The following is a 20,316-nucleotide window of genomic DNA, read 5'->3' as shown; positions in this document are numbered from 1 at the left end:
CGTTGAGAGATGGCGTTGCGATGGATTCAATGTAGCGGCGCGCGCGCCGGCTTGAGTTACCAAACTGCAACAATGTGCGCGCGAATCTTACGCGGCGCGCGCCGCCGATTCGGGCGCGAGGGCCGCGCGGCGCGGCTTCGCGGCGCTGGCCCGCGCGCGCGCCGTTGCAATTCGATATCGTCGGCGAAGCGCTGTAATGATTACCACCCCTTTCACGCGGCCCGTCGCGCCTCGTTTTAAGCGTCTCCTGTAAACGTGCGTAATCTTGCGGGCCTGTCTCGTAACCCTTGTAACGAACACGAAATTTAGACTCGCCCTTCAATAACGAAGGCGCCACGCGAGCGGCTTCGATTCGATACGGGGTTTGTCGATGATTTCCGAAGTCCAGGCCATTCGGCCCGTGCGCGAGTCCGCCGCGCGCAGCGAGCCGAGCCCGCCGCGTCCGCACGCGCCCACGCCGCTCACGCCACTCAAGCCGCTCAAGCCGCTCAAGCGCGCCCGCAACACGTTGTTCAAGCTGCTTTATCGCTACACGCATTCGCGCGCGTACCAGCACAACGAGCGGCTCGGGTTCGGCGTGTCGATCGAGCGCGACGAAGCCGGGCGTCTCGCGGGCATGCGCATTCGCGGCGAGCGCGTGCCGTGCGTGAACGGCATGCCGATGGCGGCGGGCCGCAAGGCCGGCACCTTCAGCGACAACGGCGAATGCCACCTGATCGCCACGGGGCCGTCGATCAACGGCATCGACTACGAGGCGCTCGACATGCGGCGCGCGATGGGCGTGAACGGCGCGATCGCGCTGCGGCGCAGGTTCGACGTGCGTTTCGATTATTACTGCATCGTCGATGCCGGTTTCGTGCGCAATCACGGCGAACTCGTCGATCAGATCGTCGCCGAGCCGCTTACGCTGTTCGCGACGCCCTGCGTCATGTGGCACATCGCGCAGCGCTGCGCGCCTTCGCGCATGCGCTGCCGCGTGTTCCTGCTCGACGAGATGCTGTTCCCGGCCGGCCGAAGCGCGCTCACCACCGAACAACTGGATGCGCAACTGCTGGCCGCGCGCGACGCCGCGGCGCTCGCCTGGTTCGACGCGCGGCGCACGCTCGGCTTCAGCCTCGACATCCGGCGCGGCGTGTTCGAAGGGCGCACGGTCGCGTACACGGGCTTGCAGGTGCTGGCGTCGCTCGGTTTCAGCGACATCTACGTGCATGGCCTCGATCTCGTCGATGCCGCGCGCACGCCGCGCTTCTACGAGCAGCCGGGCGCGATGCAGGCGAGCCAGCTCGACGCGCACTTGCGCGACGTGATCGCGCCTTCGTTCCGGCACGCGGCCGCGCTGCTGCGGCGGCGCGGCGTGAGCGTGACGAACCTGTCGATGCACAGCGCGCTCGGCGAGGACGTCATGCCGAAGCGCGCCTGGGAAACGCTGCTGCGCCCAACCGCGCGCCATGCCATGCGGGAGACGGCGCCCGCCCGCGCGCTGGTCGCGTAAGCGCGCGCTCACGAGCGACGGCGCATAAAAAAGCCGGGCGGCAAGCGCCCGGCTGCGCCCGGCTTTTTGTCGGCGTGCGAGCGCCGGCGATCGCGCGGCGGTAACGGCTTACTGCACCGCCACGTTGCCGAAGTTCTGGCGGCCGAACGGGCTCACCTGATAGCCGCTCACGTTGGTGCGCGTGATGGCCGAGGCGGTCGGGTAGCCGAGCGGAATCCACAGCGCCTCGTCGTGGATGATCTTCTGCGCGGCGTCGTAAAGCTGCGTGCGTTTGGCTTGATCGGCGGTGGCCTTGCCGTCGGCGATGAGCTTGTCGAGCTTCGGATCGCAGTAGCGCGCGAAGTTGATGCCCGACTGCACCGCGTTGCAGCTAAAGAGCGGCGAGAGATAGTTGTCGGGGTCGCCGTTGTCGCCCGCCCAGCCCATGAACAGCGTGTCGTGCTGGCCTTGCTTGGCTTCCTTGATCAGCTCGCCCCATTCGATCACCTTGATCTGGGCCTTCACGCCGATCTTCGCGAAATCCGCTTGCAGCAATTCGGCGCCCGCGCGCGGGTTAGGATTGAGCACGCTGCCGTTCGGGCGCACCCAGATCGTGGTGGCAAAACCGTTCGGCACGCCGGCTTCGGCGAGCAGTTGCTTCGCCTTCGCCGGGTCGTACGGATACGCCTGAACCGATTTGTCGAAGCCCCAGGCGGTGGGCGGCCACGGGTTCGACGCGGCCGTGGCCGTGTTGTCGAACACGGTCTTGAGATACGTCGCGCGGTCGAACGCGAGGTTCAGCGCCTGGCGCACCTTCGGGTTGTCGAGCGGCTTTTTCTGCGTGTTGAGCGCGACGAACGCCGTCATGAACGCGGGCGTTTCGACCACCTTGAGCGACTTGTCCTTTTTCGCGTCGGCCACGTCCTGCGGCTTGGGCGACAGCGCGATCTGGCATTCGCCCGCCTTCACCTTCTGCGCGCGCACGGCGGCGTCGGGCGTGATCGCGTAAATCAGGCGATCGACCTTCGGCTTCGGCCCCCAGTAGGTCGGGTTCACGTCGTAGCGAATCACGGCGTCCTTGGTGTAGCTCTTGAGCGCGAACGGACCCGTGCCCACCGGCTTCGCGTTGAGATCGACCTGCTTGCCCGCCTTCAGAAGCTGATCGGCGTATTCGGCCGAATAGATGGACGCGAAGCCCATCGTGAGGATCGAGAGGAAGGTGGCGTTGGGCTCGTTGAGTTCGAACTTCACCGTGTTCGCGTCGACCTTGGTCACGCTCTTCACGAGTTTCACGAGCCCCATCGACTGCGCATGCGGAAAGCCGCTCGGCCCCGCCACCTTGTGCCACGGATTGTTCGCGTCGAGCATGCGCGCGAAGGTGAACACCACGTCGTCGGCGTTCAGCGTGCGCGTGGGCTTGAACCATTCCGTGGTCTGGAACTGCACGTTCGGGCGCAGATGGAACGTGTAGGTGAGGCCGTCGGCGCTCACGTCCCACTTCTGCGCGAGCGCGGGCACGACTTTCTTCCGCGCTTCGTCGTAGGAGACGAGCGAATTGAAGATGACGTCGGCCGAAGCGTTGGTGGTGACGAGCGAGTTGAACTGCACGACGTCGAAACCGTCGGGACTCGACTCGGTGCAGACCGTCAGCGGTTTGGCGAACGCGGGCGCGGACGCGAAGGCGCACGCGGCGCCGAGCGCGGTCGCGAGCACGAGGGCGGGCGGGGTGAAGCGCATGGGATCTCCGTGGTTCTTCGGTGACGGGCGGCACCCGCCAGGCCGCTGCCTGTTCGGTTGCCGCATGGTGCCTTCTTGCGTGGTGTTGCGGGCGTTGCGTGGCGTTGTCTGGTGCTGCGTGGTGCTGCCTGAGCTTGAGCGGGGTTTCGCCGGCATCGGGCAAAACGCCCAAGCGGCGATCCGGCGATCCGCTGTGCCCAGGCGCCCGGATCAGGCAAGCTTACTGAAGGGAAATTGCCGGGACAACCATTTATTCCAGATACCGATATGGCGCGCGGATTGCCGCTAGTGCCCGGCCGAGCGCGGCTTGCGGGGCGCCTTCACGAACGCGAAGTCGTAAAGCCAGCGTGGCAGCGCGCGCAACAGCATGGCGACCACGCGCATCGGCCACGGAAAAACCGCAAACGAAGCGCCGCGCGCGATGGCGTCGGCCGTTTTCGCGGCGAAGCGGTCGGCGTCCATGAGGAAGGGCATGCGGTAGGGATTGTTCGCCGTCATCGGCGTGCGGATATAGCCGGGCGCGATGGTCACGACGGGCACGCGGTGCGGCCGCATTTCCACGCGCAGCGCTTCGAGATAGGCGAGCGCCGCGGCCTTGGACGCGCTGTACGCCCCCGAGCCGGGCAACCCGCGCACGCCCGCGACGCTCGCAATGCCGGCGAGCGTGCCGCGCCGCGCCTTCGCCATCTGCGCCGCGAACGGCTCGAAGGTGGCGACCATGCCGAAGTAGTTGGTGTCCATCACGTCGCGGAAGGTGGCGAGTTCGCCTTCGCCCGTGAGCGCGCCGCGGCTCACGCCCGCGTTGGCGATCACGACGTCGGGCAAGCCGTGTTTCGCGATGAAGTCGCGCGCGGCGGCGGCGAGCGCGCCGGCGTCGCGCACGTCGGCGGCATAGAAGTCGATCGCGCGATCGGGATGAGCCTGCCGCAGAGCGGCGAGGGCGTCGGCGCGGCGCGCGACCAGCCCGAGAACGGCGCCGCGCCGCGCGTATTCGGCGGCGAGCGCGGCGCCGATACCGCTCGACGCGCCGGTGATGAAGACCTTCAGCGGCGCGCCGCCCGTTGGGCTGCGCATTACATCTTCTTCGCGCGGATCTGCGAAACGATGAAGTCCATCACTTGCACCGTGGCGGGCAGCGCCTGCTGCTCGCCCATCTGCATCATGGCCGGGCCGGTTTCGTACTTGCCCTGGATCGCGATGGTCGGCACGCCGTCGATCTTGTACGCGTCGAGCAGCGCCTTGTCGCGTTGCAGCGCGCTTTGCGTCGAGAACGAGTTGTACGCGTCCATGAACTTCTTCGGATCGACGCCCTGGGTTTGCAGGAACTTCGCCTGGTCTTCCGGCGTGAGCAGGTAGTTCTTGTTCACGTGGATTTCGTGGAACACGGCGGGCGTGAGCTTTTGCGCGAGGCCGAGCGCGTCGAGCGCGTAATAGAGCTTCGAATGCGGGATGAAATCGTCACGGAACGCCACCGGCACGCGCTTGAACACGACGTCGGGGCCTTGCTTCTTGATCCAGGCTTCGAGCGTCGGGTCGAACGCGTTGCAGTGCGGGCAGCCGTACCAGAAGAATTCGATCACCTCGATCTTGCCGGCGGGCACGTCGAGCGGCTGCGGCGTCTTGAGGACCGTGTATTCCTTGCCCGCGACGGGCGCGCTGGGCGAGGCGTGCGCCGCGCCGGCGGCGAGGGAGAGCGAGAGCAGAAGGGTTCCGATAAGTCGTTTCATGGCGTTGGGATTCCCACAGGGCAAGATCGGGCGGCCGGTCATCTGGCTTCGAGCGGGCGGCGCGTGCGCCGGCCGGCATGTGCGTAAGAACGGAGTGGCGCGGCCCGGCGTTGACGGGCGGCGGCGGAACAGCCGCGCGCCGCGCCGGGCGAAAACAGCGGTTACTGCTTCGTGAAACGGATGACGGCGGTGTCGATACCGGCGTCGGACAGGCGTTGGCGCGTCGAGTTCATGTCGTCGAATTTCGAGAACGGCCCGATGCGCACCCGGAAGTACGTCACGCCGCCGGCGTCGCGCTGCGTGACCTTCGATTCGAAGCCCTGGAACGCGAGGCGCGCGCGCTGCTGCTCGGCGTCGCCCGACGTCTTGTACGCGCCCACTTGCAGGAAATAGCCCGTGCCGGCGTCGGCGGCGGCCGCGTTGCTGCCCGGCGCGGCCTTGGCGGGCGGCGGCGTGGGCACCGCGTTGGCGGGCTTCTGCGGCTGGTTGCCCGCGAGAATCTGCGCGGGGTTGGCGGCCGACGAAGGCGCCTGCGGCTTCTTCGCGATGGCCGTGCCGCTCGTCACCGTGTCGCCGGTGGCGGGCTTCGGCGCGACCGCCACGCCGTTGTTGTTCGCGCCGTTGTCGGCGGAGCCCGAAGGCGGCACTTCGACGATCTGCGGCTCGTCGAGCATGCCCGACGACTGCGACTGGTTCGTGGTCTGGCCCGGCGCCGTGTTGGGCGGCGTGCTCTGCGCGGCCTGCGGCACGGGCTGGCCCGGCGACTTGCCCTGCAACGCGCGGTTCGGGTCGTACTGGCCGTTCTGGCTCGCGTCGGAAGCGGCGGGCGGCGCGACTTTCGAGACGAACGGCGTGGGCGCGCGCGTGATGTAGAGCGCCACGACCACCGCGATCGCAAGGCCGACGATCAGGCCCAGCACGATGCCGAGAAAGGTTCCCCCGGTCTGTTTCGACTGCTGTTTTGTAATGCGGCGCGGTTTTGCCATCGTCTGAATCACCTGCAAACAAGAGAATCCTGGAACGGCCGCTCGCGCGTGGCGGGCGGCCCCAAACATGGTGCGTCGATGTCGCTGCTGCGCGGCGCGCGAGAGGTCGCGCCGCGCCTTTGCCTCGTCTTACATGCGCTCGGGCGCGGACACGCCGATCACGGCGAGACCGTTCGCGAGCACGCGGCGCGTGGCCGCGAGCAGGGCCACGCGCGCGTCGCGCTCGGCGGCGTCGTCGACGAGAACGCGTTCGGCATTGTAGAACGAGTGAAACTCAGCCGCGAGTTCGCGCAGGTAGAACGCGACCGCGTGCGGCGCGAGTTCGCCGGCCGCATGCGTGAGCATGTCGGGGTATTCGGCGAGTTTTGCGATGAGCGCGAGCGCGCGTTCGCTCGCGAGCGGCGCGAGGTCGACGCCGGGCAGATGCGCCGGATTTCCGCCGAACTTGCCCTGCCAGTCGCCGAGAATCGACGAGATGCGCGCGTGCGCGTACTGCACGTAGTACACGGGGTTTTCGTCGTTCTGCTTCAACGCGAGGTCGATGTCGAACACGAATTCGGTGTCGGCCTTGCGCGAGATGAGGAAGAAGCGCACGGCGTCGCGGCCGCGGCGGATCGTGGCTTCGTCGATCTGGTCAGGCGCGGTTTCGTGGCCGGGAACGAGGCCGCCGGACCATTCGATCAGGTCGCGCACCGTCACGTAGCTGCCCGCGCGCTTCGAGATCTTCACTTCCTGGCCGTCGCGCATGACGGTGACCATCTTGTGCAGCACGTAGTCGGGATAGCCCTTCGGAATGCCGACGCCGAGCGCCTGCAAACCGGCGCGCACGCGCGCGATGGTGCCGTGGTGGTCCGAGCCCTGCACGTTGATGACCTTGGTGAAGCCGCGTTCCCACTTGGTGACGTGATAAGCGACGTCCGGCAGGAAGTAGGTGTAGGTGCCGTCGGACTTGCGCATCACGCGGTCCTTGTCGTCGCCGTAATCCGTGGTCTTGAGCCACAGCGCGCCGTCCTGCTCGTAGGTTTGCCCCGAGGCGGCCAGTGCTTCGACGGTCTTTTCGACGCGGCCTTCCTTGTACAGCGACGATTCGAGGTAATAGCGGTCGAACTTCACGCCGAACGCCTGGAGGTCGAGATCCTGCTCGTGGCGCAGATACGCCACGGCGAAGCGGCGGATCGCCTCGAGGTCCTCCGGGTCCTGCGCGCCCTTCACGGGCTCGCCGTCTTTCGCCGCGACGGTCGCGCCGGCCAGATAGTCGCGCGCGATGTCGGCGATGTATTCGCCGTTGTAGGCGGCTTCGGGCCAGTTCGCGTCGCCGGGCTTGAGGCCGCGCGCGCGCGCCTGGGTCGAAAGCGCGAGGTTGGCGATCTGCACGCCCGCGTCGTTGTAGTAGAACTCGCGGTGGACAGCGTAGCCCTGCGAGGCCAGCACGTTCGAGATGGCGTCGCCGAGCGCGGCCTGGCGGCCGTGGCCCACATGCAGCGGCCCCGTGGGGTTGGCCGAGACGAACTCCACGAGCACCTGCTTGCCCGCTTCGCGCTGCGAGCGGCCGAATGCCTCGCCTTCGGCGAACACGGCGCCGATCACGGCGCGCTTGGCCGCGACGCTCAGGCGCAGGTTGATGAAGCCGGGACCGGCCACTTCGGCGCCGTCGATCAGGCCGGCGGCTTCGGGCTGCGCGAGCGCCGCGTCCACGATCTGCTGGGCGAGCTGGCGCGGATTCGCGCGCATGGGCTTGGCGAGCTGCATCGCCACATTGCAGGCGACGTCGCCGTGCGCGGCGACCTTCGGACGCTCAAGCGTGATCGCGGGCACGACGAATGCGGCTTCGCTCGCGCCTTCGGTGGCTTTGGCCACCTGGGTCACGGCTTGCGCGAGCAAGGTCTCCAGGGTGTGTTTCTGTGCGGGCAGCATGCTGATTGCAGGTCCTGTGCGGGTAATAAGATGCGGGGGCCGGCGCGCCGCGCGAGGCGTGGCCTTGCGGGCCGGCCGGCGTAGGCCGCTAACTGCGGCGAGGGCGCTGCCGTGCATCGAGCCGCCGCTACAGGCGGCGCGGACGAAGCAAACGGCGGCGGCCTGCGCGTGGATCGTGGCGGAACCTTTCGAACCGTCGCGCGGCGGCCGCGCCCTGCGGGTAAATCCGTCCAGACGGATTTTAGCAGGTGCTAATATGTGCAATGAGATGCCCGGCAGGGGCCGCCCTGGCCTCATACGGCTCGCGAGCGGCCCGGCGCCGGGCGGGAGTCCTAAAAAACGATAAAGGGAACAGACATGCTGGTTACTTTCAAGTGTCACGCTGCGCCGGACGTCACGATGCTCGAGAATCTCGCGCAATACCTCCTCGGCATCATCGGCAAGCGTCTCGGTGAGCGCGGCGTGATCACGCACGACGAACTCGACGGCGCCATCACCAAACTCGAAGCGGCCATCGCCACCGACAAGAAAGACCGCGCCGAACACGAAGGCCATTTCCACGAAGGCGAAGACGGCCACGAACACCATGAGGTGCCCGTGGGCCTCGCGCAGCGCGCGTTTCCGTTCCTCGACATGCTGCGCGCCGCGCGCAAGGAACAGAACGACATCGTTTGGGGGATTTGAGCGGTTTTGCCTGCGGCGCGCCGCAGCGCGCGCCGTTTTCCCGATAAGTTGCAAAAGCAAAGAGCCCGCTGACGCGGGCTCTTTGCCTTGATGCCTGGAAAGCGCGGTTGCGGGCCTTACTCGCTCGCCGCCGCCGGTTCCGCCGCCGAAGCCGCCGACTTCTTCATCTTCTTCTTTTTCGGCTTTTTCACGTGCTTTTCGGTGGGCGGCGAATAGGCCGTCGCCGGGCTGGCCTGCTGGGGCGCGGCGGGTTGCTGCGCGAAGCCCGGCTGGGCGAGCGCCGCGATGCCGCACGCGGTCAACATCAGCATCAGTTTTTTCATGCGATCTTCTCCGTCGAGGTTGCCTGGAATTGGGCTTCTATCTACGTTTTAAGGATCTGCTGACGAACTTCGTCGCGCAGTCACGGCGGGTCTTGCGGACTCATCTTACAAAGCCGAAAAATTGCCTGCGCGTAATATTCATCCTGCGAGTTCGCGTATGTCGGGCGGGCGCAACATAAAAAAACGGGGCGCCCGAAAGCGCCCCGTTGGCCCGACCGGCTAGCCGCCGATACGTATCGGCGCGCGCATCAAAGCTGCGGCGCCAGCGCGCGGCGCGCGTCCTCGTCCGAAAGCGCCATGCGGCGCGCGTAGTCGGCGAGCTGATCCTGGCCGATCTTGCCGACCGAGAAATACGTGCTGTCCGGGTGCGCGAGATAGAAGCCCGAGACGCTCGCGGCCGGCAGCATGGCGAGCGATTCGGTCACGCTCATGCCGATCTCGTTGGCTTGCAGCACGTCGAACATGTCGCGCTTCACGAGGTGATCCGGGCAAGCGGGGTAGCCGGGCGCCGGACGAATGCCCGCGTACTTTTCGTCGATCAGCGCTTCGTTGTCGAGCGTTTCGCCAGCCGCGTAGCCCCACAGGTCGCGGCGCACGCGCGCGTGCATCGCCTCGGCGAAGGCTTCCGCGAAACGGTCGGCGAGCGCCTTGAGCATGATTGCGCTGTAGTCGTCGTGGTCCTTCTCGAACTGCGCTTCCTTCACGTCCACGCCAATGCCCGCCGTGACCGCGAACATGCCGATGTAGTCGGCCACGCCCGAGTCCTTCGGCGCGATGAAGTCGGCGAGCGAGCGGTTCGGGCGCATCACGCCGTCCACCACCGGACGCACGCTCTGCTGACGCAGATTGCGCCACGTGAGCGCGACTTCCTTGCGCGATTCGTCGGTGTAGATTTCGATGTCGTCGTCGTTCACCGTGTTGGCGGGCAACAGCGCGATCACGCCGTTGGCCGTGAGCCAGCGGCCCTGGATCAGGCGCGCGAGCATCGACTTCGCGTCGGAAAACACCTTGCGCGCCGACTCGCCCACGATCTCGTCGTTGAGAATCTGCGGGTACGGGCCCGCGAGATCCCACGTCTGGAAGAACGGCCCCCAGTCGATGTAGTTCGCGAGTTCGTTCAGATCGAAGTTCCTGAACACGCGGCGGCCGATGAACTTCGGCTTCACGGGCGTATAGCCCGCCCAGTCGATCTTCGTCTTGTTCGCGCGCGCCTCTTCGAGCGTCACGAGCGGCTGCGCCTTCTTGTTCGCGTGCTGGTCGCGAATGCGCTCGTAATCGCTCTTGAGTTCGTCGATGTACTTCGTCGCGCCTTCGTCCGAAAGCAGGCTCGACGCCACCGAAACCGAGCGCGACGCGTCCGGCACGTACACGACCGGACCTTCGTAGTGCGGCGCGATCTTCACGGCGGTATGCACGCGCGAGGTGGTCGCGCCGCCGATCAGGAGCGGAATCTTCTTCATGCGGAAGTAGTCGTCGCGCTGCATTTCGCTCGCCACGTAGGCCATTTCCTCGAGCGACGGCGTAATGAGGCCCGAGAGCCCGACGATGTCCGCGCCTTCGACCTTCGCCTTCGCGAGAATCTCGTTGCACGGGACCATCACGCCCATGTTGACGACTTCGAAGTTGTTGCACTGGAGCACGACGGAAACGATGTTCTTGCCGATGTCGTGTACGTCGCCCTTCACGGTGGCGATGACGATCTTGCCCTTGGCGCGCACGTCGCCGCCCGCTTCGGCGAGCAGGCGCTTTTCTTCCTCGATGAACGGAATCAGGTGCGCCACGGCCTGCTTCATCACGCGCGCCGACTTCACCACTTGCGGCAGGAACATCTTGCCCTGGCCGAACAGGTCGCCGACGATGTTCATGCCGTCCATCAACGGGCCTTCGATCACGTTGATCGGGCGGCCGCCGCCGCCCATGATCTTCGCGCGCGCCTCTTCCGTGTCCTCGACGATGAAGTTGGTGATGCCGTGTACGAGCGCGTGCGCGAGGCGCTTCTCCACGTCCTGGTTGCGCCACTCGAGGTTTTCTTCCTTCTTCGCGGCGCCGGTTTTGAATTTGTCGGCGATTTCGAGCAGACGGTCGGTGGCGTCCTCGCGGCGGTTGAGCACCACGTCTTCCACGCGCTCGCGCAGCTCGGCGTCGAGATCGGCATACACGCCCAACTGGCCCGCGTTGACGATGCCCATGTCCATGCCCGCCTGAATGGCGTGGTAGAGGAACACGGTGTGGATCGCCTCGCGCACCGGGTCGTTGCCGCGAAACGAGAACGACACGTTCGACACGCCGCCGCTCACCTTCGCGTGCGGCAGGTTCCGCTTGATCCAGCGCGTGGCTTCGATGAAGTCCACGGCGTAGTTGTTGTGTTCCTCGATGCCCGTGGCCACCGCGAAGATGTTCGGGTCGAAGATGATGTCCTCGGGCGCGAAGCCCACTTCGTTCACGAGCACGTCGTACGAGCGCTTGCAGATTTCGGTCTTGCGCTGGAATGTGTCGGCCTGGCCCTGTTCGTCGAACGCCATCACCACGGCCGCCGCGCCGTAGCGGCGAATCAGCTTCGCATGATGGACGAACGGCTCGCGGCCCTCCTTCAGCGAGATCGAGTTGACGATGGCCTTGCCCTGCACGCATTGCAGGCCCGCCTCGATCACCTCCCACTTCGACGAGTCGATCATGATCGGCACGCGCGCGATGTCGGGCTCGGAGGCGATCAGGTTCATGAAGCGCACCATCGCCGCCTTCGAGTCGAGCATGGCTTCGTCCATGTTGACGTCGATGACCTGCGCGCCGTTTTCGACCTGCTGGCGCGCGACGGCGAGCGCCTCGTCGAACTGGCCGTTGAGGATCATGCGCGCGAACGCCTTCGAGCCGGTCACGTTGGTGCGCTCGCCGACGTTGATGAACAGCGTGCCTTCGGTCACGTTGAAGGGTTCGAGGCCGGAAAGGCGCAGGGTGTGGTCAGTCATGGCGTGGGGACCGGAGCGAGAGTGGGTCGTGTCAGGGCGATCGGCAAGCGGCGCGGGCACGGCGGTCAGGCCGCGTCGCGATACTGGCCGGGCCAGCGGCGCGGCTTGATTTCGGCGAGCGCCTTGGCGATGGCGGCAATGTGCTCGGGCGTCGTGCCGCAGCAGCCGCCCGCGACGTTCACGAGACCGGCGCTGGCGAATTCCTTCAGCAGTGCCGAGGTGTCGGCGGGCGTTTCGTCGAAGCCCGTGTCGCTCATGGGGTTCGGCAGGCCCGCGTTCGGATAGCACGACACGTAGGTGTCGCAGAGCTTCGCGAGTTCGGCGATGTACGGGCGCATGAGCGCCGCGCCCAGCGCGCAGTTCAGGCCGAACGTGAGCGGCTTTGCGTGACGCAGCGAGTTCCAGAACGCTTCGACCGTTTGCCCGGAAAGGATGCGGCCCGAGGCGTCCGTCACCGTGCCCGAGATCATGATCGGCAGGTTCTCGCCGGTGTCCTCGAACAACTGGTCGAGCGCGAACAGCGCGGCCTTGGCGTTGAGCGTGTCGAAGATCGTTTCGACGAGAAACAGGTCGCAGCCGCCGTCCATGAGCGCCTTCGCCTGCTCGTAGTACGCGTGACGCAGATCCTCGAACGTGACGTTGCGCGCGCCCGGGTCGTTCACGTCGGGCGAGATGCTCGCCGTTTTCGGCGTCGGCCCGATCGCGCCCGCGACGAAGCGCGGCTTGTCGGGCGTCGAATATTTCTCGCACGCGGCGCGCGCGAGTTTCGCCGATTCGACGTTCATCTCCACGGCCAGCTCGCCCATGCCGTAGTCGTCCTGCGCCACCGTGGTTGCGCCGAACGTATTGGTTTCGATGATGTCCGAGCCCGCCGCGAGATATTGCTCGTGAATCTCGCTGATGATCTGCGGCTGCGTGATCGAGAGCAGTTCGTTGTTGCCCTTGATGTCGCGCGGGTAATCCTTGAAGCGCTCGCCGCGATAGGCGGCTTCGTCGAGCTTGTAGCGCTGGATCATCGTGCCCATTGCGCCGTCGAGAATGACGATGCGCGAGGCGAGTTGCGCGACGAGCGCGCCGCCGCGCGTGTAGCGGGCAGTTTTAACGGGCTGGTTCATGGATCGCGGGCGTGACGAGCGCCGGGTGAACGGGGAAACCCGTCATTGTAGCCGCAGCCGGGGCGAGGCGCTGCGCGCCGGGACGGCCGCGCGGGCACGAAGGAATCGCGCGATCGGGAGCAAGCCGGGCGGCAGGGCATGCGGGCAAACGAAGCGCGGCCCGCAAAAACAAAAGCCCCGCCCGGCAAGCCGGACGGGGCTCGATTCAGGTCCGCCGCGCGATGCTCGTGCGCAACGTTACGCAAAATCGCGCAAGATCGGGCAAGGCCACGCGAGTGCCGCGCGCGTGGCCCGGCGGGCGGTCAGTGAAGCACGACAGGTTGCTGCATGAGGCTGTCGAACTGCCCGAGGAATTCATCCACCTCGTCGAGCGACTGCTCCTCGTCCATCAGTTTTTGCACGTCTTCGCGAAAACGCGCCGCCATCACGCCGTCGATGAAAAGCTCGCGCCGCGAGTTCTTGTCGACGATCTCGTAACCGCCGGAACCCAGGGCGACGTGGCCGTCCTGCGGCGGAAACTCAACTACGCAATAGTTCGGACTGTTGTAGATCATCTGCATGGCGACACTCCTTTTTCCTGTGCTCCCTGACTGCTTGAATCGGTACATGGAGCGTTCGTTCTGGAATTCAAGGGGTGGGTCCCGCATCACCTCTTTCTGGACTGCTCTCCCTTGGCTGCAAACTCACTGCCACTTCCGCTACGGCTGCTGCTTCTTTCCATCCGCTGCTTCTTTCCATACTTCAACCCGATTACCTGTTCTACGGCCGCCCGATCGAAAACGTTAGTGCTGCTGTTTGAGGAATGTTTCCAGCAGCGCCGTGAAGCGATGCGATTCCTCGATCGGGGCCAGATGCGCCGCGTCGAGCACGACGAAATGCGACCCGGGGATGCTTTCTGCCATTGCCTGGGTTACCGCAGATGGCGTGCCGGTGTCGTGGCGTCCCGCGATTGCCAGCGTGGGCACGCGCAGTTGCGCGAGCCGCTCGCGCGCGTCGAAGTCGCGCAAGGCCTCGCAGGCCAGCGCATAGCCTTCCGCGGGCGTGCGCACGAATACGTCGCGCACGCGCTGGACGGCATGCGGTTGGGCGCGCCGGAACTCGGCGCTGAACCAGCGCGCCATGGCGGCGTCGGCCAGCGCCGCGAGGCCGTCGCGCCGCGCGGCGGCGGCGCGCTCGTCCCAGCTTTCGCGCGCTTCGGGCGGCGTGTGGCTCGCGGTGTCGCAAAGCGTGAGCGTGAGCACGCGGCGCGGATGGTCCAGGGCGAATTGCTGCGCGATCATGCCGCCCATCGACATGCCGACGAGATGGGCGCGCTCGATGCCGGCCGCGTCGAACAGGGCCGCGAGATCGGCGGCCATGCGCGCGACGCCGTTCTCGTCGTTGCCGCCGCTCTCGTCGTTCCTGCCGCTCTCGTCGTTCTGGCGGTTGGGCGACTCGGCGACGCTGCTGCGGCCGTGCCCGCGCACGTCGTAGCGCAACACGTTGTGACGATGGCGGAAATGGCCCGCGAGCGTGTCCCAGATGGACAAGTCGCCGCCGAGCTGGTGGATGAACGCCAGCGCGGGTCCGCCGCTCCTGTCGTCATGGACGTAGTGCGTCTCGATGCCGTTGACAGTCACTTGCATGGGTGCCTCCTTCGCCCGCCGGGGCCGGAGTCAAGCCGTTGCGAGGTGCTGCGCGTTCGATGCCATGCAGCAATTCGCGCGCCCGAGGCGCGCGAACGATGCTTGTCGCGATGTTTGCAGTCGGTTGCGCGAAACCGCGCGTCCACGCGCCGGTTCGCACCGTGTTCTTGCACCGCGAGTGTTGCCGTCCCTGTTGACCGCGATGGCGGGCTTCGGTGTTGCATTGCCGTGCCCGCGAATTCGGCGTTTCGCTGATTTCGTCGCCGGTTGTTGAACGCGTGCGCCGCTGGGTTCGTCGGTGAGTTTTTGCCCTGCGCGGCGAGCGCGAAACGCGGTTTCCCGTGCGGCTGTCTTCGATGAGCCGCCAGACCGTTTTACCTCAGTATGGGCGATTTCCATGAAAGTTGCCGGGAATCGGGCCGCGATTTTCGCGGGCGGCCGGGGCGCTCGCGGCGTTCGGCCTGGCGGCTTCAGGGATGCGCGGGACCGGCGTCAGGCGAAGCGGTGACGGGCGCCGCATTCCCGGCGGAAGGCTAGGGCGCGGGCGGCGTGTTTTGCGGCGATGCGGGCGACGACGCGGGCGTTGTTGATGGCGATGTCGATGGCGATGGCGTTGTCGATGTCGACGGCGATGGCGATGGCGATGGCGAAGGCGTTGTCGCTTCCGGCTGAACCGGCACCTCTTGCGGCGCGGGCGCTGCCGTGGAAGGCGCGGGCGCGACCCCCGGCGCTCCGTCCGCCGCACCGCCGCCCGCGTCGGCCGGCTCGTCGGCGGGAGGCGCGCCCGCCGACGGCACGGCCAGCGCGCCGCGCCACACCAGTTCGAACTGGCTGCCGTTGGGCTCCGTCTGCACGAGCCGCACGGGCAGCCAGCCGAGCGACGGCGCGAGCCACACGTCGATGCGCCGCTTGTCGCCGTCGTGGCGCGGCAGGCGCATGAAGTGGCGCGCGCTGACGCTCCCTTGGTCGGTGTTCACGGTTTCGTCGCCGATGGTGGTGATCGGCCAGGTCTCGCCGCTGTTGTTGTCCGCGACGTAGAACTCGCGCGTGACGCCGGGCTTGTACGCGTCGGGGTCGCCGCGCACGAGGCTCGCGAGCTGCATCACCATGCTGAAGCGGTCTTGCGCGCCGTCGGGCAGCGCGAGCGAATTGGGCGTGCGCGTGAAAACGATCTGCTTGTCGGTGCGATTGAAGATCGCGATATCGGCGGCGCGGCGGCCGCGCTTTTCGATGTACTGATCGGGCGCGAGCCCGAAGCCATCGACATGCCCCTTGCTGGTCCAGCTAAACGTGCCGACGAAAGGCAGCGGGACCGCAACGACCATCTCGTAGCGCTGGCCGTCGCTGAACCAGTGGATCGTGCCGGGCTGGTTGCGCACGCCGTTGTAAAACGTGTCGTACTGAAGCTCCCCCGAGGGCGGCACGGAGAACTTGAGGCCGTGCGAAACCTGCGCCGCCTGCGCGGACGGCGTGCTGCCGTTGCCGGAGGCCGCGCCGGCCGTCCCGCTCGCACCGGAGCCTGCCGCCGCCGCCGCCGCCGAAGCCGATGCCGATGCCGATGCCGCTTCCGGCGCGGACGCGGCCTGCGCGGGCGCCGCGGGCGCCGCGGGCGCGGCCGGATGCGGCTTCTCGGGCGAGATCGCTTGCAGCGTATGCGCCTCCGCGGGCCTTGGCCTGGGCTTCGGCGCGGGGCGGGGCGCGGCGGCGGCCGGCGCGGGACTCGCGGGCCGCGCTTCGCGCTCGATGCGCTCGGGCTTGAGCAGCCGCACCTGCACCGGCACGCGCACCTGGGCGACGGGCGGCGGCGCGCCGCGATGGCGCTCGATCCATTCGGCCGCGAGCCAGTGCAGCGCCGTCACCGCGACGAACGCCGCGACCCAGCGCCAGGCGCGCGTGCGCGGGCGCTGATTCTGATCGGCGCGATCGGCGCGATCGGTGCGGCGGGCCTTGGTGGAGGCGGCGGAAGTGGGCATCGGCCTAATGGTGAAGCAAGTCAAGCAGGTGGAGCGAATGAAGCGGACGAAGCGAATGAAGCGGGATCGCAGCGCGTCGTGCGGCGGGCCGCGCGCGCGGCGAACCCGCCGGTTTCGCTACTCTGACACATTGGGCGCGGCGCACGCAGGAAGCGGTTCGATCCGCACGCCGCGTTCCCCATGTTCCCGCGTTCAGCGCGCGGCCGCGCTATAACCGAGCTCATATGAGAGTTTCTGCGCGCACTCGCGCAGGGCGGTGTCCACGGCGCCGTTCCATTCGATGTCGAAGGCGCCTTCGTGACCGAGCGCGATGAGGCCGAGCGCGAGGTCGCCGCTCGCGTCGAACACCGGCGTGCAGAACGCGTGGATGGTCGGCAGCAGCATGCCTTCGACGCGCGCCGCGCCGTGCGCGCGCACGTCGTCGAGCGCGCGTTCGAGCGCCGCCGGCGTGCGCGGCGTCGAGCCGTACGAATAGTGCTGCGCGCCCGCGAGTTCGCGCTCGATCATCGGCGCGGTCTTGCTGCGCGGCAGGTACGCGGCGAACAGCAGCCCGGTCGCGGAACTCAGCATCGGCATGACGTCGCCGAGCTTGAGCGCCGCTTTCGCCGGATGGCTCGATTCCAGCCAGTGTACGACCGTCGGCCCTTGATTGCCCCACACGGCGATGCCCACGGTGATGTCGAGCGCGTCGCGCAGTTCGGTGAGCGCGAGGCGCGCGAGCTTCACGCCGTCCACGCGCGCAAGCCGCGCGAGCCCGAGCTGCAACGCGAAGCCGCCCAGTTCGTAGCGCCCCGAAAGCGCATCCTGCGCGACCATGCCGAGCCGCATGAAGCTCACGAGATAGCGATGCGCCTTCGCCGGGCTCATGCCCGCGCGCTGCGCGAGGTCGCGCAGCATCATCGCGCGCGGCTCGTTCGTGAGCACTTCGAGCAGGCGAAAGCCCACTTCGATCGACTGGATGCCGGAGCGCAGCTTTTCCTCGCCGTTGTCCGGGGAGTCGGCGGATTCTCCGGATTCGTGCGCGCGCAGGGTGTCGAGGGCGTCGTCGCTGGCGGTGTCGTCGAGGTCGGCGGGGCGGGCGGTGGGCGGCATAAAGGCGTGACAGGGACGGAGACGGAAATGCGGCGCGGTGCGGCGGCAGGCACGAAGCAAGCACGAGGCAAGCACGAAGCAAACACAAGGCAGGCATGAGCCAGGCACGAGGCAGGCACGAAGCAGGCACGAGGCAAGCGCTTGGGCCGCGCGGATTCACCATCGTAGAATACATTTCCCTGATCGTCACTTGGCGTCGCCGGGCGTTGTCGCCCGGTTCGCCGCGCTCCCATGAAACTTGCCACGCTCAAAGACGGAACCCGCGACGGCCAACTGATCGTCGTGTCGCGCGACCTGCGCAACGCCGCCATCGCCGACGCCATCGCGCCCACGCTCCAGCGCGTGCTCGACGACTGGCGCTTTTACGCGCCGCAACTCGCCGAGCTTTACGAAGCGCTCAACCACGGCCGCGCGCGCAACGCCTTCAGCTTCGACGCCAGCGCCTGCATGGCGCCGCTGCCGCGCGCGTATCAATGGGCGGACGGCTCGTCCTACGTCAATCACGTCGAACTCGTGCGGCGCGCGCGCGGCGCGCAGATGCCCGAGGAATTCTGGACCGACCCGCTCATGTACCAGGGCGGCAGCGACGATTTCATCGGCGCGCGCGACGACATCGTGTGCGCCTCCGAGGCGTTCGGCATCGACTTCGAAGCGGAAGTGGCCGTGATGACCGGCGACGTGCCGATGGGCGCCACGCCCGAAGCCGCGCTGCGCGCCGTGCGCCTCGTCACGCTCGTCAACGACGTGTCGCTGCGCAACCTGATTCCGGCCGAACTCGCGAAGGGCTTCGGCTTTTTCCAGAGCAAGCCCGCGAGCGCGTTTTCGCCCGTGGCCGTCACGCCCGACGAGCTGGGCGAGCACTGGCGCGAAGGCCGCGTGCATCTGCCCATGCTCGTGTACTGGAACGGCTGCAAGGTCGGCCAGCCGGACGCGGGCACCGACATGGTGTTCCACTTCGGCCAGTTGATCGCGCACGCGGCGAAAACGCGCAATCTGCGCGCGGGCGCGATTGTCGGCTCGGGCACGGTCTCCAACAAGGATGCGAAGCGCGGCTACTGCTGTATCGCCGAAAAGCGCTGCCTCGAGATGATCGAGCACGGCGCGGCGCAAACGGAATTCATGAAGTTCGGCGACACCGTGAAGATCGAAATGCTCGATGAAGCGGGCAAGTCGATCTTCGGCGCGATCGAACAGGCAGTGGTGCCGCTCGCGCAGGAAGCCTGACGCGCGCTGTCGCGAAAGACTTACAGAAGGGTTTCGCCGGATGCCGCTCGCCATGCGGGCGGCTACACTGGCGGACGCGCCGAACGTGGCGGCGGCGCGCATCCCCGGTTGCACAAGCCCAGCAAGTCCGCAAGAAGACGCATGAAATGCGCGCTCGCTCGACGTTGCGAATCCCGCACGCGAGCGCATGAGAACGACTCACGAGGAGACACCATGAACGCCTCTCGCCGGCATCGCCTTGCCCTGCCTTTCGCTTCTTCGCTGCTTTCGCTGCTCCTGCTCGGCGCACTCGCGCCCGCGCCCGCGCTCGCGCAGGTCAAGGTCGGCCTCGTGCTTTCGCTCACGGGGCCGGCGGCTTCGCTCGGCATTCCCGAGCGCGACACGGCGGCCATGCTGCCCACGACCATCGCGGGCCAGCAGGTGCAGTACATCGTGCTCGACGACGCCTCCGACACCACGCAGGCCGTGCAGAACACGCGCAAGCTCATCGACGAACAGCACGTCGACGTGATCGTCGGCTCGTCGATCACGCCCAACTCGCTCGCGATGCTCGATGTGGTCGCGCAAGGCGAGACGCCCGCGATCTCGCTGGCTTCGTCGGCGAAGATCATCGAACCCGTGGACGACAAGCGCCACTGGATGTTCAAGACGCCGCAAACCGACGCGATGATGGCGGGCGCGATCGCCGAGCACGCGGCCGCGCACAACGTGAAAACGCTCGCGTTCATCGGCCAGAACGACGCGCTCGGCGAAACCTTCTACGCCGAAGTCGCGAAGGCCGCGCAGCAGCGCAACATCAAGATCGTCGCGAACGAGCGCTTCAATCGCACCGACCCCAGCGTGACGGGCCAGGTGCTCAAGATCCTCGCGGCGCACCCCGACGCCGTGGTGGTGGGCGCGGCCGGCACGCCCGCCGCGCTGCCGCCGAAAACGCTCAAGGAGCGCGGCTACCAGGGCCTCGTTTATCACAATCACGGCGTGGGCAACCGCGACTTCCTGCGCGTGTGCGGCGCCGATTGCAACGGCACGTTCCTGCCCGCGAGCCAGGTGCTGGTGGCTTCGCAGTTGCCGGAGGACCGCGTGGGCCGCCGCCTCGCGCTCGACTATATTTCGCGCTTCGAGGCGAAGTACGGCGCGGGCACGGTCTCGGCGTTCGGCGCCTATACGTGGGACGCGGGCATGCTGCTCGGCAACGCGATTCCCGTCGCGCTCAAGACGGCGAAGCCGGGCACGCCCGAATTCCGCCGCGCGCTGCGCGACGCGCTCGAAGCGACGCGCGGCTTGCAGGACACCAACGGCGTGGTCAACATGAGCGCCACCGACCACCTCGGGCTCGACGCGAAGGCGCGCGTGATGGTGGAGATTCGCGACGGCAAGTGGGTTTATCAGAAGTAACGCCGCGAAGCGGGTAATGGCGCGAATCTAATGGCGCGCATCGGTTTATCGTTAGTTTTACGAAGCATTCGGAACACAAGGAGG

The 20,316-nt window shown here is 67.1% G+C and carries 16 protein-coding genes; 4 read left to right on the top strand and 12 right to left on the bottom strand.

Annotated features, from left to right (window positions below):
• Positions 1 to 370: 370 nt before the first annotated feature.
• A complete protein-coding gene (locus U5805_RS12145) occupies positions 371 to 1,492 on the top strand; it encodes a hypothetical protein (protein ID WP_322103718.1) in 1,122 nt (373 codons plus the stop codon).
• Positions 1,493 to 1,600: 108 nt separating this feature from the next.
• Here U5805_RS12145 and U5805_RS12140 read toward each other — a convergent pair whose 3' ends face one another.
• The 5 genes from U5805_RS12140 to argS all read right to left on the bottom strand — a co-directional run bounded on the left by U5805_RS12140 (position 1,601) and on the right by argS (position 7,835).
• Positions 1,601 to 3,208 (bottom strand): ABC transporter substrate-binding protein, encoded by a 1,608-nt coding sequence (locus tag U5805_RS12140; RefSeq protein WP_322103717.1) that lies wholly within the window; start codon positions 3,206 to 3,208, stop codon positions 1,601 to 1,603.
• Positions 3,209 to 3,493: 285 nt separating this feature from the next.
• Positions 3,494 to 4,282, bottom strand: coding sequence for an SDR family oxidoreductase (locus U5805_RS12135; RefSeq protein WP_322103716.1), 789 nt, complete (start codon positions 4,280 to 4,282; stop codon positions 3,494 to 3,496).
• Positions 4,282 to 4,935, bottom strand: a complete 654-nt coding sequence (locus tag U5805_RS12130) for a thiol:disulfide interchange protein DsbA/DsbL (protein ID WP_322103715.1) — start codon at positions 4,933 to 4,935, stop codon at positions 4,282 to 4,284. The genes U5805_RS12135 and U5805_RS12130 overlap by 1 nt, the downstream gene beginning before the upstream one ends.
• Before the next feature lie 161 nt (positions 4,936 to 5,096).
• A complete protein-coding gene (locus U5805_RS12125) occupies positions 5,097 to 5,921 on the bottom strand; it encodes an SPOR domain-containing protein (RefSeq protein ID WP_322103714.1) in 825 nt (274 codons plus the stop codon).
• Positions 5,922 to 6,050: 129 nt separating this feature from the next.
• The gene (argS, locus tag U5805_RS12120; RefSeq protein WP_322103713.1) at positions 6,051 to 7,835 is read right to left on the bottom strand and encodes an arginine--tRNA ligase; all 1,785 of its coding nucleotides are present in this window, start codon (positions 7,833 to 7,835) and stop codon (positions 6,051 to 6,053) included.
• Between the two features lie 357 nt (positions 7,836 to 8,192).
• Here argS and U5805_RS12115 point away from each other — a divergent pair, with 357 nt between their 5' ends.
• On the top strand, positions 8,193 to 8,519 hold the full coding sequence (locus U5805_RS12115) for a DUF1840 domain-containing protein (protein ID WP_322103712.1): 327 nt from the start codon (positions 8,193 to 8,195) through the stop codon (positions 8,517 to 8,519).
• A 116-nt stretch (positions 8,520 to 8,635) separates the two neighbouring features.
• Here the strand turns inward: U5805_RS12115 and U5805_RS12110 are convergent, their stop codons facing one another.
• From U5805_RS12110 to U5805_RS12080, 7 genes are all read right to left on the bottom strand, one after another.
• On the bottom strand, positions 8,636 to 8,842 hold the full coding sequence (locus tag U5805_RS12110) for an acid-shock protein (protein WP_322103711.1): 207 nt from the start codon (positions 8,840 to 8,842) through the stop codon (positions 8,636 to 8,638).
• Positions 8,843 to 9,090: 248 nt separating this feature from the next.
• Positions 9,091 to 11,808 carry a methionine synthase gene (gene metH / locus U5805_RS12105; RefSeq protein ID WP_322103710.1) on the bottom strand — a complete coding sequence of 906 codons (2,718 nt, stop codon included), beginning with the start codon at positions 11,806 to 11,808 and terminating at the stop codon, positions 9,091 to 9,093.
• A 65-nt stretch (positions 11,809 to 11,873) separates the two neighbouring features.
• Positions 11,874 to 12,923: a homocysteine S-methyltransferase family protein gene (locus tag U5805_RS12100; RefSeq protein WP_322103709.1), complete on the bottom strand. Its 1,050-nt coding sequence runs from the start codon at positions 12,921 to 12,923 to the stop codon at positions 11,874 to 11,876.
• 302 nt (positions 12,924 to 13,225) lie between these two features.
• Complete coding sequence (locus U5805_RS12095; RefSeq protein ID WP_322103708.1) at positions 13,226 to 13,483, bottom strand: DUF3567 domain-containing protein; 258 nt, start codon at positions 13,481 to 13,483, stop codon at positions 13,226 to 13,228.
• A gap of 222 nt (positions 13,484 to 13,705) precedes the next feature.
• Positions 13,706 to 14,548, bottom strand: coding sequence for an alpha/beta fold hydrolase (locus U5805_RS12090; protein ID WP_322103707.1), 843 nt, complete (start codon positions 14,546 to 14,548; stop codon positions 13,706 to 13,708).
• A 533-nt stretch (positions 14,549 to 15,081) separates the two neighbouring features.
• Entirely contained in the window at positions 15,082 to 16,521 is a 1,440-nt protein-coding gene (locus U5805_RS12085; protein ID WP_322103706.1) for a DUF3108 domain-containing protein, read from the bottom strand.
• A 192-nt stretch (positions 16,522 to 16,713) separates the two neighbouring features.
• Positions 16,714 to 17,613 (bottom strand): IclR family transcriptional regulator, encoded by a 900-nt coding sequence (locus U5805_RS12080; RefSeq protein ID WP_322103705.1) that lies wholly within the window; start codon positions 17,611 to 17,613, stop codon positions 16,714 to 16,716.
• A gap of 231 nt (positions 17,614 to 17,844) precedes the next feature.
• Here U5805_RS12080 and U5805_RS12075 point away from each other — a divergent pair, with 231 nt between their 5' ends.
• Both U5805_RS12075 and U5805_RS12070 read left to right on the top strand, forming a co-directional pair.
• Positions 17,845 to 18,837, top strand: a complete 993-nt coding sequence (locus tag U5805_RS12075) for a fumarylacetoacetate hydrolase family protein (RefSeq protein ID WP_322103704.1) — start codon at positions 17,845 to 17,847, stop codon at positions 18,835 to 18,837.
• Positions 18,838 to 19,050: 213 nt separating this feature from the next.
• The gene (locus tag U5805_RS12070) at positions 19,051 to 20,232 is read left to right on the top strand and encodes an ABC transporter substrate-binding protein (RefSeq protein WP_322103703.1); all 1,182 of its coding nucleotides are present in this window, start codon (positions 19,051 to 19,053) and stop codon (positions 20,230 to 20,232) included.
• Positions 20,233 to 20,316 lie beyond the last annotated feature (84 nt).

Origin of the sequence: Paraburkholderia sp. J41, assembly GCF_905220235.1 — a bacterium.
Lineage (GTDB): Bacteria > Pseudomonadota > Gammaproteobacteria > Burkholderiales > Burkholderiaceae > Paraburkholderia.
This window is presented reverse-complemented; position numbering and strand designations above follow the sequence as displayed.